The following is a 16484-nucleotide window of genomic DNA, read 5'->3' on the forward strand; positions in this document are numbered from 1 at the left end:
CCCTTACAATTATTTAAAATGTTTAAAAAAGACCAAACTACTAACGAACCAAAAAAATCCTCTGAAAGAAATATTTTAGCACAAAACACACAAATTATTGGTAACATAACTTCTGACGGAGATTTTAGAATTGACGGTACATTAGAAGGTAATTTAACTACTGATGGACGCGTTGTAATTGGCGCAAAAGGACTTGTGAAAGGAGCTGTAGTTTGTGCCAATGCAGATATAGAAGGTAGATTTTCTGGAGATTTAAAAGTATCTAAAACCCTAACAGTAAAAAGTACTGCAACTATTTCTGGAGATGTTATTATAGGTAAACTTTCTGTAGAACCAGGAGCAACATTTAATGCAACTTGTAGTATGAAAGGTGCTGTAAAAGAATTAAAAAATGACAAAGAAAAGGCAACCGCTTAATAAATTTGTTCGCTTTACAGGAATTGCTTTTCAAATGGGATTAACAATTTATTTAGGTAATTTGTTAGGTGAATATTTAGATCAAAAATACCCCAATGAAAATGATGCTTACACCAAAGGAGTTACATTACTCGCTGTGTTTGTCTCAATGTTTTCTGTAATTATGCAGGTTTCTAAAATTTCTAAAACTAATGATTAAAAAGACACTTCCTTTTTTAGCGGCTATTATAATTGTATTTTTAATAAGTTATTTAGGTCATAGTAAGTCACTCGATTTATTTAATTCTCATTTATCATATTCACTTTTAAAAGTTTATTTATTTCACCTAATTGCATCTGCAATAGTGTTTACTTTAGTGGTTTTAGTGTTTTTTAAAATACCAAATCAAGCAGGTTATGCTTACTTAGCATCAGTATTTTTAAAACTAGGTTTCTTTGTTTTAATTTTTAAAGCGTCAGTTTTTACGGAAGTAGACTTAACAAAAGTAGAAAGGGTTTCTTTAGTGATTCCGTTATTTATCTTTTTAATTAGTGAAGCAATAGGAGTGTCAAAACTATTGAATAGCAAATAGTTCGCTGTTTTTCTTAGTAATTGTAGGGTGTAAAAAAAAACTCTTAAAACTAACTTAAAAAACCTACCGTATTTTTAATTTATTATGTACCTTTGCACCGAATTTTAGGAAGCATAATTCTATATTTAATTTAAGGTATGGCGATAGCAACAAAATCTATCAAGTTTTTAGTATTATTTACAATAGTGTTTACATCTTTTACAGCTTTTGCTGGAGGGGATTCTCCTTCTTCTGATAAAGATGGTGAAATTAATACTCCAAAAGGTATTAAAGAGTATATAAAGCACCACCTTAAAGACTCTCACGACTTTTCGTTATTTTCATATTCAAATGATGCGGGTGAAAGAAAACATATTGGTTTTCCACTTCCAGTAATTGTTTGGACAAGCAATGGTTTAAAGACGTTTATGTCTTCTGAATTTCATCATAATGATGATGGTCATGTATTAGTTGAAAAAGGTGATACAAAATTAACTAAAATTCACGGTAAAATTTACGAATTAGACGCAGGCGCTTCTATCGTTTCTTTTGATGCGGAACACCACGCAACAAACGCACATAAAGTATTGGATTTCTCAATTACTAAAAGTGTTTTTGGAATTTTATTAGCGGGCTTATTAATGATTTTAGGTTTTGGTTCTTTAGCTAAAGGATACAAAAAAGGAGCAATTCCTACAGGAGTTGGTCGTATACTAGAACCATTAGTACTTTATGTTCGTGATGATATTGCAAAACCAAATATTGGAGAAAAGAAATATAGAAAGTTTATGCCTTATTTATTAACGGTATTTTTCTTTATCTGGATATTAAACTTATTAGGTTTAACTCCGTTAGGTTTTAACGTAACAGGTCAAATTGCAGTAACAGTTTGTTTAGCTGTAATTACAACTATAATATACATAACTAACGGTAGTAAAGATTTCTGGGCACATACATTATGGATGCCAGGTGTACCAATGTTATTAAGACCAATTTTAGCAGTATTAGAATTAGCAGGTTTCTTGTTAATTAAACCGTTTTCATTATTAGTGCGTTTATTTGCAAACATTACAGCAGGTCACTCTGTAGTAATGGGTATTGCAGCATTAATGATTTTGTTAAAAGCGCAGTTTGGAACAGTTGGTGCAACAGGAATATCATTTGTATTAACGTTATTTTTAACAGTAATAGAATTATTAGTAGCTTTCTTACAAGCTTATATCTTCACAATGCTTTCAGCATTATTTATTGGTATGGCAGTAGAAGAGCACGATCATGCACATGATCACTAAGAAATAAAAGAGTAAGTAAAAAGAGTTTGTTTAATTTAATAAAAATCAATTAGTATGTACAATTTAATTGGAGCAGGATTAATCGTAATCGGTGGAGGAATCGGACTAGGTCAAATTGGAGGAAAAGCAATGGAAGGAATTGCTCGTCAACCTGAGGCTGCTGGTAAAATCCAAACAGCGATGATCATTATTGGAGCATTATTAGAAGGTTTAGCATTTGGTGCTTTACTTTTAGGAAAATAATTTTTCAATACACAGAAACAAAAACACACTCTGTAGCGGTTGGTTACAGAGGTGTTTTTTAAAAAATTAAACAGCATAAAAATTTAGTAGTATGGATATTTTTAATGATTTTTCAATAGGATTATTTGCAATGCAACTTGTAATCTTACTTGTATTATTATTTTTATTAGCAAAATTTGCTTGGAAACCAATTATGAATTCTCTTGAAGAAAGAGAATCAGGTATCGAAGATGCATTAGAAGCTGCAGCAAATGCACGTAAAGAAATGCAAAACTTACAAGCAGATAACGAAAAATTAATCAAAGAAGCACGTGCAGAAAGAGACGCAATGATGAAAGATGCTCGTGAGATTAAAGAAAAAATGATTGCAGATGCAAAAGAAGATGCAAAAGAAGTAACTTCTAAATTAATTGCAAGTGCACAAGCATCTATAGAACAGGAAAAACAAGCTGCTTTAGCTGAGATAAAGAAGAATGTAGCTGATTTATCTATAGGTATAGCAGAAACAGTAATCAAAAAAGAATTAGCTTCTAAAGACGAACAAATTAAGTTAGTAGAAGGTATGTTAAAAGAGGTTACTTTAAACTAAGAAGCGGTAATGAAACAATCTAGACCAGCATTAAGATACGCAAAAGCTATATTAAATATTGCTAAAGATCATTCTAGCGAAGCAGAAGTAAATGATAACATGAAAGTTATTGCTGCAACTATAGATGAAAGCAAAGATTTAGCAACAATGCTTGCAAGTCCAGTTATTAAAGCTTCAGATAAAAAGAAAGTATTAGACGCATTATTTTCAGAAAACTCTAATAGTGTTATAGCAGGTTTGTTTAATTTATTAGAAGAAAACAAACGTTTGTCAATGTTACAGTCAATTGCAAAGCAGTATACTGTAATTTTTGAGCACTTTAGAAGCACGCAAGTAGCTAAAGTTACAACAGCAGTTGCTTTAACTCCAGAGATGGAGGCTAAAGTACATGCTAAAATAGAAGAACTTACAGGTAATAAGTCTAGTTTAGAAAATACTATAGATCCAAATATTTTAGGTGGATTTATACTAAGAGTAGGAGATGTGCAGTATGATGCAAGTATCTCTAATCATTTAAACGAATTAAGAAAGGAATTTGACAACAGTCATTATATTCCAAAAATTTAATTATACATCAAATTATAACAGATGGCGGCAATTAAACCAGCTGAAGTATCAGCAATTTTAAAACAACAATTAACAAACTTCGAAGCAAAAGCTACGTTAAATGAAGTTGGAACTGTATTACAAGTAGGTGATGGTATCGCACGTGTATATGGTTTATCTAATGTTCAATATGGTGAATTAGTAGATTTCGGAAACGGACTTGAAGGTATCGTATTAAACTTAGAAGAAGACAACGTTGGAGTTGTATTATTAGGTGCTTCTACAGGAGTTAGTGAAGGATCAACAGTAAAGCGTACAGAACGTATTGCCTCTTTAAGAGCAGGTGAAGGAATTGTAGGTAGAGTTGTAGATACTTTAGGAAGTCCAATTGATGGAAAAGGTCCTATTGAAGGAACAACTTACGAAATGCCATTAGAGCGTAGAGCTCCAGGTGTAATTTATCGTGAGCCTGTTACAGAACCATTACAAACTGGTATTAAATCTATTGATGCAATGATTCCTGTTGGTCGTGGTCAACGTGAGTTGATTATTGGAGACCGTCAAACTGGTAAATCTACAGTTGCTATTGATACCATTTTAAATCAAAAAGAATTTTACGATGCTGGTGCGCCAGTATACTGTATATATGTAGCTATTGGTCAAAAAGCTTCTACAGTTGCAGCAATTGCAAACATGTTAGAAGAAAGAGGAGCCTTAGCATACACAACAATTGTAGCAGCAAATGCATCTGACCCAGCAGCAATGCAAGTTTATGCACCATTTGCAGGAGCAGCAATTGGAGAGTACTTTAGAGATTCAGGAAGACCAGCTTTAATTATTTATGATGATTTATCTAAACAAGCTGTTGCCTACCGTGAAATTTCTTTATTATTAAGAAGACCACCGGGACGTGAGGCATATCCTGGAGATGTATTTTACTTACACTCAAGATTATTAGAACGTTCTGCAAAAGTTATTAATGATGACAAGATTGCAAGTGAAATGAACGATTTACCAGATTCTTTAAAAGGAATTGTAAAAGGTGGAGGTTCTTTAACTGCATTACCAATTATTGAAACACAAGCAGGAGACGTTTCAGCATATATCCCAACAAACGTGATTTCTATTACAGATGGGCAAATCTTCTTAGATGGAGATTTATTTAACTCTGGTGTACGTCCAGCAATTAACGTAGGTATTTCTGTATCTCGTGTTGGTGGTAACGCTCAGATTAAATCAATGAAAAAAGTATCTGGTACTTTAAAATTAGATCAAGCTCAGTTCCGTGAATTAGAAGCGTTTGCTAAGTTTGGTTCTGATTTAGATGCAGCAACTATGAACGTAATTTCTAAAGGACAGCGTAACGTTGAAATTTTGAAACAAGCACAAAACGATCCTTTTTCAGTAGAAGATCAAGTTGCAATTATCTATGCAGGTTCTAAAAACTTGTTAAAAGATGTACCAGTAAACAAAGTAAAAGAGTTTGAAAAAGATTTTATTTCTTACTTAAATGCTAAACATAGAGATGCTTTAGATACTTTAAAATCAGGTAAATTAACTGATGAAGTTACTGATACATTAACAGCAGTAGCAAAAGAAATTTCAAGTAAATATTAAATTAGACTTTAGTCGTTAGTCTATAGTTTTCTAGACTATAGACTAACAACTACTAATCACTAAAGACTAAACAATGGCAAACTTAAAAGAAATACGTAACAGAATTACTTCTATTGGTTCAACAATGCAAATTACAAGTGCTATGAAAATGGTGTCTGCTGCAAAGTTGAAAAAAGCCCAAGACGCTATTACGGCAATGCGCCCTTATTCTTCTAAGCTTACCGAATTGTTACAGAACTTAAGCGCAACATTAGACTCTGATGCTAGTGGGGCTTACTCTGAACAAAGAGAAGTAAATAAAGTGTTATTAGTTGCAATTACCTCTAATAGAGGTTTATGTGGTGGTTTTAATTCTTCTATTGTTAAGAAAACAGTTAATACGATTAACGAAAAGTATGCAAATACAGCTGTAGATATTTTTACCATTGGTAAAAAAGGAAATGACATTTTATCAAAAGAACACAATGTAATCGAAAATAGAAACGATATTTTTGATAACTTAACTTTTGATAATGTTGCTGAAATAGCAGAAAAGTTAATGGCTTTATATGTAGATGGAACCTATGATAAAATAGAAATCATTTACAATCAATTTAAAAATGCCGCTACTCAAATTACACAGGTAGAGCAGTTTTTACCTATAAAACCTATTGAAGGAGGAGAAGCAATTACAAATTCAGATTATATTTTTGAGCCGTCTAAAGAAGAAATAGTATTAGCATTAATACCAAAATCTTTAAAGACTCAATTATACAAAGGAATTAGAGATAGTTTCGCTTCAGAACACGGTGCTCGTATGACTGCAATGCACAAAGCAACAGACAACGCAACAGATTTACGTGATGAGTTATTATTAACATATAATAAAGCACGTCAAGCAGCAATTACCAATGAAATTCTTGAAATTGTTGGTGGAGCAGAAGCTTTGAATAACTAAAAAAAATATTTTTATATATAGAAAAGCGAACCATCTGGTTCGCTTTTTTTATTTTTGAATATGTCAATTAACAAAAAACTAAACGAAGATTATTTTAGAACAAAGAAAGTTCATAAAGAAAATAATGATAGGGGGAAAACATATAAAAGAATGGTAAAGAGAGATCTTATAGCTTTTATTGTTTTAATTTTAGTCTTGATTGTTATAAATTTATTCAAGTAAACCTTCTATTTCTTCTTGAATAGAATCCACATCCAAACCACAAATTTCTTGTAATTCTTCAACAGTTCCATGTTCAATAAAAATATCAGGAACACCTAATAACTTTATTGTGTTTGAATAGTTGTTTTCTGAAGCAAACTCTAAAACTCCAGAACCAAATCCACCTTTTATGGTTCCGTCTTCAACAGTAAGTATAGTTTTGTGTTTTTTGAAAATAGTATGCAATAATTTCTCATCTAAAGGTTTAATAAAACGCATGTCATAATGTGACACTTCAATTGTGTTATTTAGCTTTAAAATAGCTTTAGAAACGTTATCAGACATAGTTCCAATAGATAAAACAGCAAGAGAATTCCCTTCTTTTAAACAAACACCTGTTCCGATCTCAATTTTTTGAAAAGGTTGTTGCCAATTCGCAATATTTCCCTTTCCACGTGGATATCGAATTGCAATTGGTTTTTTTAAACCTAATTGAGCAGTGTACATTATATTACGTAGTTCAACTTCATTTCTTGGTGCAAAAACTATTAAATTTGGAATACAACGTAAATAGGTAATATCAAAAACACCATGATGCGTTGCGCCATCTTGCCCAACCAAACCAGCTCTGTCTAAACAAAATATAACAGGCAAATTTTGCAAGGCAACATCATGTATAATTTGATCGTAAGCACGTTGTAAAAAAGTAGAATACACATTACAAAATGGAACTAAACCTTGGGTTACCATTCCTGCAGAAAGTGTAACAGCGTGTTGCTCTGCTATACCAACATCAAAAGTTCTATTAGGAAACTCTTGCAACATTAATTTTAATGAGCTTCCTGTTAACATTGCTGGTGTAATGCCAACAATTTTATCATTCTCTTTAGCTAATTCAACAATCGTTTTTCCAAATATATCTTGATACTTTGTAAATTCACTTGCTGTTTTTGGTAATACATCACCAGAAATTTTATCGAACTTTCCTGGAGCGTGATAGGTGACTTGGTCTTTTTCCGCTTGCGGTAAACCTTTCCCTTTTGTAGTAATTATATGTAAAAACTTAGGTCCTTTTACCGATTTTAGGCGTGTTAATTCAGCAATTAATTCATCAAAATTATGACCATCAATTGGGCCAGAATAATCAAAATTTAAAGCTTTTATAATATTATTTTGAACTGCTAACCTTTTATTGGTTTTAACCTTTGTTAAATATTCTTTTAACGCACCAACCGAAGGGTCAATTCCAATGGCATTATCATTTAAAATAATTAACAAGTTTGCATCACTAACGCCAGCATGATTTAAGGCTTCAAAAGCCATTCCGCTTGCAATAGAAGCATCTCCAATAACTGCAATATGTTGTTTTTCCGTTTCACCTTTTAAGGCGGAAGCAATTGCCATTCCTAAAGTTGCAGAAATTGAAGTTGAAGAATGTCCAACGCCAAAAGCATCGTATTCACTTTCATTTCTGTTAGGAAAACCAGCAATACCGTTTAATTGTCTGTTTGTATGAAAAACTTCTTTTCTTCCTGTTAAAATTTTATGTCCGTATGCTTGGTGCCCAACATCCCAAACTAATAAATCTTTAGGTGTGTTAAACAAATAATGCAATGCAATAGTCAATTCTACAACACCTAAACTAGCTCCTAAATGACCTTCTTTTGTGGCAACAATGTCAATAATAAATTCGCGTAATTCTTTTGCCAATTGTGGCAATTGTTCAGGTTGTAATTGGCGTACATCTGAAGGAAAAGAAATAGTATTTAATAAGTTCTTCATTCGAAAACAAAAATACAACATCAAATTTTGTAATATTGATTTTTATATTCAAAAATATGATACAACCTTTTGACGATACTTATTTTATGAAAAAAGCTTATCAAGAAGCAGAAATTGCTTTTGATAAAGGTGAAGTTCCCGTTGGCGCAATTGTGGTTTTTAAAGATCAAATTATAGCAAGAGCTCATAATCTTACAGAAACTCTAACTGATGTTACAGCACATGCAGAAATGCAAGCTTTTACTGCTGCCGCAGATTTTTTAGGCGGAAAATATTTAAAAGATTGCACGTTGTATGTAACGTTAGAGCCTTGCCAAATGTGTGCAGGCGCAAGTTATTGGACTCAAATTGGTAAAATAGTTTATGGAGCTTCTGAACTAGAACGTGGTTTTAAGAATCTAGGAACAACTCTTCATCCGAAGACAAAAGTTGTTTCTGGTATTTTAGAGACTGAATGCTCTCAATTATTAAAACGCTTTTTTATAGAAAAACGAAATTTAAATTAATACAAAAAGCCAACTATTTAGTTGGCTTTTTAGTTTCCAAAAGAAGAATTTTAGTGTCCTGTAACGTTTACATTATCAATTTGAAAAGTTGTAGTAACACCACCATCTGCGCCTAAATATTTAAAGGCAACGTGTACGTTTCCAGACAAGCAAGAAATGTTTAATTCTCCCGAATGTGTATTATTAGCTTGATAATCATTGGAAGGACCATCTGCAAGTTCTGCATCTAATTGAACCCAAGTTGCTGTGCTAAAATTTCCTGTAAAATCTGAAGAAATCCACACAGACAATGCTGCTCCGTTATTATAACCAGTTCTTGTGTCAAAAGATAATATTTCATCTGAAGAAGTATCTAAATTAATAGCTGGTGTTACCAACCAAACTTCCATTGGATCTTCACCAGAATTATAAGCGGATATTTCTACATATTTATTTCCGCTTCGTGTTCTTACATTATAAGAATTACTTCCACCATTTGTGTTAGTATTTGTCCAACCAGCACTTGATAAAGCCGAAGTAGAAGAAATACCATCAAAATTTTCATCATAAACAATTAAACTTCCATTAGGGTTTACCATTCCACATTCTAAAACAGGAGGATCACATCTATCAGGATTTGAAAAATCTAAATCTGCAGGATTAGCAGCAATTAATACAAACAATTCTGCTCTATAATCTTTTGATAAAATTGCAGTAGCTTTTCCTTTTCCAGACGGAATTGTGTTGGAATTAAAACTAGCAAATGTGCTTGTTTGTAAAAATATTGTTGCTTGAGATTCACATTCAAAAATGGTTCTAAATCCGTCAAAAGTATCGTTTAGTTCATTAGAAAAAGTTTTTCCTATTTGGCTTTTTTCAAACTGAGCGTTTTCTAATGTAACCAAGGTATTTATATGTTTTTGCTCAATCTCTTCTAGTTTTATTGAAGTTGGAATGATCGTTTCAATTATTGGTGATTTAACAACATAATCTCGATAGGTTGTTGAAGGAATACTTTCAACTTGACCTGTATGATCTATTAAACCCAAAGAGAATTTTCCTGGAACATTAGAACTTCCTGTTGCACCAAATAGATTTGGATCAGCCTCAAATTCGCCATCATCATAACTTACAGATAATCCGTCTAGTTTAATGTATACTTTTTGCCCAAAAGAGTAAGTTTCGCTTAAGGTATTGCTGCTTATCATAATTTCTATTCCAGCAGTTGGATTTTCAATTTTATCTTGTACAATTAGAGTTTGATAAAAATTACCTGCTGCAGAATTAGAAACTACGTAACCACTAATAAAAGTTGGTGTATCGTTTTCTCGATAGGTGTAAATAATACTTCCGTTTAAGTTATATTCTTGAATTAAATCTGTTTGAATTTTTGAAATGGAACCATTTAAAGCTGCATTTGCTGCAATTTCAGTTGGTTCTGTTATTGTTATTTCTGGATTGGTAAAATTATCATCTTTAACACAGTTGGTAAAAGTGATTATTAGAATTGAAAGTACGATATATAATTTTTGAGTTTTCATGTTGAATTTTTTAAATTGTTGATGTTGTTTTATTAAAATCGGTAGTTAACATTTAAGAAATAGGTAGTTCCTCTTCCGTACCAGTATTTGTTTCCAAAGACTTGTTTTTCGAGCGCTTTATCATCCCTTAGTTGTCTGTAATTCGCATTTCTGCCTTGTTCAAATCCGCCAGACTTGTATTTGGTGTCAAAAATATTACCAATGCTTGCAAAAAAGCCAATATACTTTTGGTTACCAACTCTCCAAGATTTCCCTCCAACAGCATTTATTACTGTGTAATCCTCAAACTTTTCTTGTTGCAATAATTGTCTAGCAATTGTTTCATCATAATCATTAAAAGGAGTTCCGCCATCATCTGCAAAGTTGCTAGTTCTTGTTAGTGGAGCAACATCTACATAGGTATTACTTAATAAATTTGCCGTTGCGCCAAAGAACCAATAATCTGGATCTCGATAATCAAAACCTATGGAATATGCGCGTTGCGGACCAACGGCTAATTTGTAATCTTTTAAGTTTGCCTTTCCTAAATCTTTTCTTCCGTTAATAAAACCTGCTGATTTTGAGTCTTCATTATTTTCGGTAGTTAAATATAAATTAGGATTATTATCATACGTATATTGACCAAAATTTGCGGCACCTTTTAAGGTAATAGTTGGTGTTATATTTACTTCAATACCTAATTCTGCTCCAAAACGTTTTTTACTAATGTCAGATAATATTTCTTGTACAAAAGCAGTATTGTCTCCACCAATTCCATCAGCAAAAAAGAAGGAAATTTCAGTTGCATCATCCGTTTTAGCATAAAAACCTGTAAGTTTTGCTTGTACAATTGGAGTTCTTAAAATATAACTAGCATCTACAGAAATAAGTTTTTCACTTTGTAAATTATCTACAACATTGTTGTTTTCTCTAGAGTTAGAAAATGTGTTTTGTAAAGTTGGTGCTTTACTAATAAAAGCTGCGTTAAAGTCAATTAAATGGCGACCCGTAATTTTATAGGTTAAACCTCCTTTTACTCCAAAATTGGTGAAAGATTGTTCTTCAGATTTACCCAAAGAGTTTTTTGAAAATCCGCCGTTTTGGAATAATCCTTCTCGTTGATGTTTGGTTTGAGAAACATTTCCTGCAACATAATAATCTATCTTATTGTATTTAAATTGCGCTTGCCCAAAAGCACTTAACACGCTTGAAGTAAGGTTGAAATTGTATTTAAATGTATCTCCAACTTCAGCAATATGTAATGGATTTAGTAAGTTGTTTTGTTTGCCATCAAATGAATCTGCAAAAGTATCAACATCTAAATATCCATTTCCTCCTAATAAATCTAAGACATTTGCAAAGTTTTCAGATTTTAGTTTTTTGTAATTTACAGCACCATTAAACGTAATATTATCGGACAATTCTGTGCTAAATATTGTGTTTATAGTAATTTGTTTATCATCATTTCTGTCTTCATAAAGCACATAAGCCGAATTACCGTTTGCATTTGCTGCATATAAATCGTTCCAGTTTATTTGTCCGTTGTTAAGAAATTCCTGTTCCATTTCATAGACATTAGAAAAACTTTCGCGCAAGCCATAACTTGGTAGTTTTTGATAATAGGTTGGATCTGGATTTGCGCCGCCTAAATCGAGAATATAAGGATCTCCATTTCCATCAACAATATTAGAATCGAAAGTACTTCCGTTATAATCTAGTCGGCTATTTCCTATTTCTCCAAACTGATAAGAAATGTTTGTATTTAGTGTGGTTTTATCAGAAATTTTCCAATAATGATTCAACATTAAAATAGGTTCTTCAATTCTTTTTAAACGAGAATTTCTTTTTTCTCCATTCTGAAAGCCCCAATATGCGTTGTATTTTATACCTCTTAAATCGAAAACTTCTTGTGTATTTGGAGACGATTTTCCTCTTTTGTTTTGAGCATAAATTCCTGTGAAATTTATACTATGTTTCTCGTTTAGCTTCTTTTCAACTGAAGCAAAAAATGAGTTTGCATTATAAGAAGTAGCGTCTACAAAACCGTCGTTTCCAAATCTTCTTCCGGCCGAAAATGTAAACGCCCAACCGTTTTTATTTACACCAGAAGCATAAGAAGCCATAATTCTGTTACTGTAACTTCTGTTGGAAGAAGAATAGGTAATTCTACTTCCTGGCCTTGCTTCTGAAGCTCGAACATTAATGTTGGTTGTACCCAAAACGCCTCCAAATGTATGCGAAGAAGGCGTTAAGAAATTACTCAATTCTTGGTTACGTAAAACATCGTTTAAACCACCCCAATTACTCCATTGCGGTCTTCCGTTGTAGAGTTTGTTCATTTCTAAACCGTTTATTAGAAGTTTTCCGTTTTCGGAACCTAAACCACGAACTTTATAAAAGGAGGAAGACCATTCAAAAGCAGCTGTTTTTAAATAGACATCTCGAGATGATTGTAGTAAACCAGAAATATTATCAGCAGCACTTGCGTCATCATTTAGTTCATCATCAGAAATTGTAATTGTGCTTAAATCTTGTACTTCTAATACATCTAAATAGAGCATAATTGTACCTAAATCTATTGTTTTACCAGATAATTTTATAGGATATTTTTGAGTTTCGTATCCTTTTTTGGTAATTACTAGTAAGTGTTCGCCGTTGGGTAAATTTTGAAGTTGAAAAATACCATTTGTAGTTTTTATAGTATTTTCATTAATACGAACAAGAACATCTTGTAGTGGTTTTTCTGAATTATTATCTAAAATAATTCCTTTAACAGTGTTTTGGGCAGTTGCGCTTAAACATAAGGCACCCAAAAACACTGAGAACATAAATTTTCTCATAGTTTTTTCTTTTTTATAGCACTCTAAATATAGTTAAAAAATAATAATGTTTAGTTAATGTGCTTATTATGTGAATTTTAAAAATGGTCTAAAATTTGTTTTATCTTTGTTATCCTATAATTGAAAAAATGAAAAAAATACTTTTATTTTCTATAGCATTTTTAACAGTGTTTACTACTCTTTCTCAAGAAAAGAAAGACAAAAAATATACTATAAGAACTGTTGGTTTTTATAATCTTGAAAACTTATTTGATACAGTAAATGACACTTTAAAAAATGATGAAGCAAGTCCGATAATGAAGATTAAAGGAGATAAAACAACTGTTTATAAAGATAAATTAAACAAGTTGGCTTCAGTAATTGAACAATTGGGTAAAGAAAAGGCTAATACAAGTCCTGCTATATTAGGTGTTGCTGAAGTTGAAAACAAGCAAGTTTTAGAAGATTTAACAAAGACCGATTTCATAAAGGAAAAAGGATATGAAGTAATTCATTTCGATTCTCCTGATGAGAGAGGAATTGATGTTGCTTTATTATATCAATCAAAATATTTTAAGCCAATTCATTATGAGGCTTTTAATCCGAATATTTATGCAGATAATTTTAAGAAGAACACAAGAGATATTTTATTGGTTACTGGTTATTTAGATGAAGAATTGATACATGTAATTGTAAATCATTGGCCATCTCGTAGAAGCGGACAAGCAAAAAGTAATCCGTATCGTGAAAAAGCAGCCTATAAAGTTTCTCAAATAATAGAAAAGATTAAAGAGAAAGAAGAAAACCCGAAGATTATAATAATGGGAGATTTTAACGATGATCCAACAAACTCTAGTTTTAAATCGGTTTTAAAAACAAAAACTAAAAAGAGTAATGTAAATGAAGGAGATATTTACAATCCTTACGAAGACATGCTTCGCAGAGGTTTTGGTACTTTAAGTTTTAGAGATAAAGTTTATTTATTTGATCAAATTATGTTTACTTCTCCGTTATTAGATAAAGGAGAAAAAGATTTTTCTAGTTATAAAATGTTTAAATCGGGCATTTTTAACAAACAGTTTTTAACCACTAACAGCGGAAAATATAAAGGCTATCCAAAAAGAAGTTTTTCTTACGGAACTTACACAGGCGGTTATTCAGATCATTATCCTGTTTATATGTATTTAATTAAAGAAGCTAAGTAGTTTAAGATTGTATAAAATTAAAAAATATATCATTCTGAACTTGTTTCAGAATCTAAAATAATGAGAAGCTGAAACAAGTTCAGCTTGACAGTAAATAAGAGCTTTTTTGACTCTTATTTACTGTAAATCTTTTAGCATTAATTGAATAGATTTTCTGCCTTGCCATTCGTTTTCATCTAAGGTATAAACAATATCAAAGTCGTTTTGTACTTCGGATATTTTTTTGCCTAAACCAAAACCAATTGCATTAAAAGTGTGCTTATTATCACCTTGAAAAACATTTAATTTTAAATGACTTTTATCTGCGCCAACTTGTTTTCCATAACCATTATCTCTTACAGCTGAAGTTTTAAAAACTGGTTTCATATTTTGAGGACCAAAAGGTGCCATTTGACTAACAATGTTAAAAAATTTCTGATTTATTTCTGATAAATCGATCTCTGCTGCAATTAAAATTTCTGGAGATAATAATTTTTTATCAATGGTATTGGCAACAACTTCTTCGAACTTATTTTTAAAATTCTCGTAGTTTTCTGGTAATAATGTTAAACCTGCAGCATATTTATGTCCGCCAAATTGTTCAATAAATTCAGCACATTGTTCTAATGCATTATAAACATCAAATCCTTTTACAGAACGTGCAGAAGCGGCTAATTTATCGCCACTTTTAGTAAAAACTAATGTTGGTCTGTAATAGTTTTCTATTAATCTAGAAGCAACAATTCCAATAACACCTTTGTGCCAGTTTTCATCAAAAACAACACTTGTAAAACCTTCTTGTTCGTTGTTTTCTTCAATTTGAAGCAATGCTTCTTGTGTTATTTTTTTATCTAAATCTTTTCTGTCTGAATTAAATTTTTCAATATCACCAGCAAATTTTACGGCAGATTCAAAATCTAATTCCGTTAGTAATTCAACAGCGTAATTTCCATGTTTCATTCTTCCTGCGGCATTAATCCGCGGAGCGATAATAAAAACCACATCTGTTATGGTTAATTCTTCTTTTTTAACTTGGTTGATAATGGCTTTTATTCCATTTCTTGGTTCCGAATTTATAACTTCTAATCCAAAATACGTTAAGGTTCTATTTTCACCAGTCATGGGAACAATATCTGCTGCAATTGCTGTGGCAACCAAATCTAAATACGGAATAAAATCTTCAATAGTTTGGTTTCTTGTTGTACCTAAAGCTTGTATTAATTTAAAACCAACTCCGCAACCACATAACTCATCATAAGGATAAGAACAATCTGTTCTTTTTGCATTTAAAATTGCCACAGCTTTTGGCAATTCTGCTCCAGGTTTATGGTGATCGCAAATAATAAAATCTATATTTTTCTCTGTTGCATAGGCAACTTTGTCAATAGCTTTTATACCGCAATCTAAGGCAATAATTAAAGAGAAATCATTGTCTTGAGCAAAATCAATTCCTGCATAAGAAACACCATAACCTTCTTTGTATCTGTCAGGAATATAGGTTGCAATATTGCCGTAAATAGTTTTTAAATAGGATGAAACTAAGGAAACTGCCGTTGTTCCGTCTACATCATAATCGCCATAAATTAAAATATTTTCATTGTTTGCAATTGCCTTTTCAATACGCGCAACCGCAAGATCCATGTCTTTCATTAAAAACGGATCGTGAATGTTTTCTAAACTTGGGCGAAAGTAGTTTTTAGCTTCAGCAAAAGAAGTAATACCGCGTTGTGCAATTAATTTTGCTAACGTTGGGTTTATATTTAATTCTTTAGATAAAAGTGAAACAGTTTCTTTGTTTGGTTCGGGTTTTAAAGTCCATCTCATAGCAATTGAGAGTTTTATTTTTTGTGTAAATGAATCGCAGTTTTTACATCAGCAAATTGGCGAAACATTTCCATTACACCACAATATTTTTCTACAGACAAATTAACTGCTTTTTCTATTTTTTCAGCTTGTAAATCGCTTCCTGTAAAATGATAATCAACCTGTACTTTGTTGTAAAATTTAGGATGTTCATCTGTTAATTCTGCGGTAATTTCAATTTTAAATTCTTCTGCTTCAGCTCGCATTTTTTTCAATAAAGAAACAACGTCTAATCCAGAACAACCTGCAAGAGAAGATAACATTAATGCTTTTGGCCCAAAACCAACTGTGTTATCATTTTCTTCATCTGAAGTAGAAAACATGGTTAGTTTATGTCCACTTGGATTGTCAGATTCAAATTGTACTTTTTCTGTCCAAACGGTAGTTACTGTATTTGTATTCATAATTGCTGTTAAATTCTCGGTTATTAAAAATTGA

Annotated in this window: 16 protein-coding genes; 11 read left to right on the forward strand and 5 right to left on the reverse strand. The window is 31.7% G+C overall.

What is annotated here, in order from left to right:
• The first annotated feature begins 18 nt into the window (after positions 1-18).
• The 9 genes from L1S33_RS03655 to atpG all read left to right on the forward strand — a co-directional run bounded on the left by L1S33_RS03655 (position 19) and on the right by atpG (position 6192).
• Entirely contained in the window at positions 19-417 is a 399-nt protein-coding gene (locus L1S33_RS03655) for a bactofilin family protein (RefSeq protein ID WP_240561270.1), read from the forward strand.
• On the forward strand, positions 392-616 hold the full coding sequence (locus L1S33_RS03660) for an AtpZ/AtpI family protein (protein WP_072556488.1): 225 nt from the start codon (positions 392-394) through the stop codon (positions 614-616). Before L1S33_RS03655 ends, L1S33_RS03660 begins: the two co-directional genes overlap by 26 nt.
• Positions 609-989 (forward strand): DUF6168 family protein, encoded by a 381-nt coding sequence (locus tag L1S33_RS03665; RefSeq protein WP_240550910.1) that lies wholly within the window; start codon positions 609-611, stop codon positions 987-989. The genes L1S33_RS03660 and L1S33_RS03665 overlap by 8 nt, the downstream gene beginning before the upstream one ends.
• Before the next feature lie 137 nt (positions 990-1126).
• Positions 1127-2260 (forward strand): F0F1 ATP synthase subunit A, encoded by a 1134-nt coding sequence (gene atpB, locus L1S33_RS03670; protein WP_240550909.1) that lies wholly within the window; start codon positions 1127-1129, stop codon positions 2258-2260.
• A gap of 54 nt (positions 2261-2314) precedes the next feature.
• Positions 2315-2503 (forward strand): ATP synthase F0 subunit C, encoded by a 189-nt coding sequence (gene atpE / locus L1S33_RS03675; protein ID WP_053973883.1) that lies wholly within the window; start codon positions 2315-2317, stop codon positions 2501-2503.
• Positions 2504-2594: 91 nt separating this feature from the next.
• On the forward strand, positions 2595-3092 hold the full coding sequence (locus tag L1S33_RS03680; protein ID WP_240550908.1) for a F0F1 ATP synthase subunit B: 498 nt from the start codon (positions 2595-2597) through the stop codon (positions 3090-3092).
• A gap of 9 nt (positions 3093-3101) precedes the next feature.
• Positions 3102-3659, forward strand: coding sequence for an ATP synthase F1 subunit delta (gene atpH, locus L1S33_RS03685; RefSeq protein WP_240550907.1), 558 nt, complete (start codon positions 3102-3104; stop codon positions 3657-3659).
• A 21-nt stretch (positions 3660-3680) separates the two neighbouring features.
• Positions 3681-5255 (forward strand): F0F1 ATP synthase subunit alpha, encoded by a 1575-nt coding sequence (atpA, locus tag L1S33_RS03690; RefSeq protein WP_240550906.1) that lies wholly within the window; start codon positions 3681-3683, stop codon positions 5253-5255.
• A gap of 73 nt (positions 5256-5328) precedes the next feature.
• Positions 5329-6192 (forward strand): ATP synthase F1 subunit gamma, encoded by an 864-nt coding sequence (gene atpG / locus L1S33_RS03695; RefSeq protein WP_240561271.1) that lies wholly within the window; start codon positions 5329-5331, stop codon positions 6190-6192.
• Between the two features lie 210 nt (positions 6193-6402).
• Here atpG and dxs read toward each other — a convergent pair whose 3' ends face one another.
• Positions 6403-8175, reverse strand: coding sequence for a 1-deoxy-D-xylulose-5-phosphate synthase (gene dxs / locus L1S33_RS03700; RefSeq protein WP_240561272.1), 1773 nt, complete (start codon positions 8173-8175; stop codon positions 6403-6405).
• Between the two features lie 56 nt (positions 8176-8231).
• Between dxs and L1S33_RS03705 the strand changes: the two genes are divergently transcribed.
• Complete coding sequence (locus L1S33_RS03705; RefSeq protein WP_240561273.1) at positions 8232-8681, forward strand: nucleoside deaminase; 450 nt, start codon at positions 8232-8234, stop codon at positions 8679-8681.
• Positions 8682-8731: 50 nt separating this feature from the next.
• Here the strand turns inward: L1S33_RS03705 and L1S33_RS03710 are convergent, their stop codons facing one another.
• Positions 8732-10201 (reverse strand): DUF5689 domain-containing protein, encoded by a 1470-nt coding sequence (locus tag L1S33_RS03710; RefSeq protein ID WP_240561274.1) that lies wholly within the window; start codon positions 10199-10201, stop codon positions 8732-8734.
• A gap of 32 nt (positions 10202-10233) precedes the next feature.
• Positions 10234-13020, reverse strand: a complete 2787-nt coding sequence (locus tag L1S33_RS03715) for a carboxypeptidase-like regulatory domain-containing protein (RefSeq protein ID WP_240561275.1) — start codon at positions 13018-13020, stop codon at positions 10234-10236.
• Between the two features lie 128 nt (positions 13021-13148).
• On the opposite strand from L1S33_RS03715, the gene L1S33_RS03720 reads away from it, so the two are divergent.
• Positions 13149-14204, forward strand: coding sequence for an endonuclease/exonuclease/phosphatase family protein (locus L1S33_RS03720; protein WP_240550900.1), 1056 nt, complete (start codon positions 13149-13151; stop codon positions 14202-14204).
• Between the two features lie 117 nt (positions 14205-14321).
• Here L1S33_RS03720 and recJ read toward each other — a convergent pair whose 3' ends face one another.
• Complete coding sequence (recJ, locus tag L1S33_RS03725; RefSeq protein WP_240561276.1) at positions 14322-16007, reverse strand: single-stranded-DNA-specific exonuclease RecJ; 1686 nt, start codon at positions 16005-16007, stop codon at positions 14322-14324.
• 14 nt (positions 16008-16021) lie between these two features.
• Entirely contained in the window at positions 16022-16450 is a 429-nt protein-coding gene (locus L1S33_RS03730) for an OsmC family protein (RefSeq protein ID WP_240550898.1), read from the reverse strand.
• Between the last annotated feature and the right edge of the window lie 34 nt (positions 16451-16484).

The sequence above is a fragment of the Tenacibaculum aquimarinum genome, assembly GCF_022478115.1.
Classification (GTDB): domain Bacteria; phylum Bacteroidota; class Bacteroidia; order Flavobacteriales; family Flavobacteriaceae; genus Polaribacter; species Polaribacter aquimarinum_A.